This is a genomic window from Streptomyces calidiresistens (genome assembly GCF_014141525.1).
GTDB lineage: Bacteria > Actinomycetota > Actinomycetes > Streptomycetales > Streptomycetaceae > Streptomyces > Streptomyces calidiresistens.
This window is the reverse complement of the sequence record NZ_VKHS01001591.1, coordinates 1-418: the sequence shown is the minus strand read 5'-3', so window position 1 is coordinate 418 and position 418 is coordinate 1. Positions and strand designations below refer to the sequence as shown.

The 418-nt window shown below is 56.5% G+C and carries 1 protein-coding gene; it reads right to left on the bottom strand.

Annotation, left to right across the window (positions count from 1 at the left end; translation table 11 throughout):
• Positions 1–418, bottom strand: a 418-nt coding sequence (locus FOE67_RS28400; protein WP_228474394.1) for a hypothetical protein, incomplete at both ends; no start/stop codon positions are given.

The following is a 418-nucleotide window of genomic DNA, read 5'->3' as shown; positions in this document are numbered from 1 at the left end:
CTCCACCGATGTCCATATGCTGCGAACTACTGCTCGACATGGACATCATCACCGTCAGAGTGGAGGCCAAATTGCTGCGGTCGTCCAGGTGGACCCAGATGGACTGGTCAGTCACGGAAGGCACGATCCTCTTCAAGTCCTCTTGATTGACCACGACGTCGCCTTCAGAAAGCCCGTGGACCTTCGTGACCTTGAGAGTCACTTTGCCTTTGGAAGAGGTGAAGGTCATAGTCTGCGGCGGGTTGTCTATGGAAGTTATCAGTGCGACCCCCGGCTTCATCTCCTTGGCGATGGAGGGTGCCACCTTGGCGATCTCGTCAGGGTTTCCGGACAACATATGGGCGTGAGGAGACAGATCACTCTCGGCGAACCCACCTTTGAGGACGATGGAGTCCTTGACGTTCGGCAGGTCCTGCAC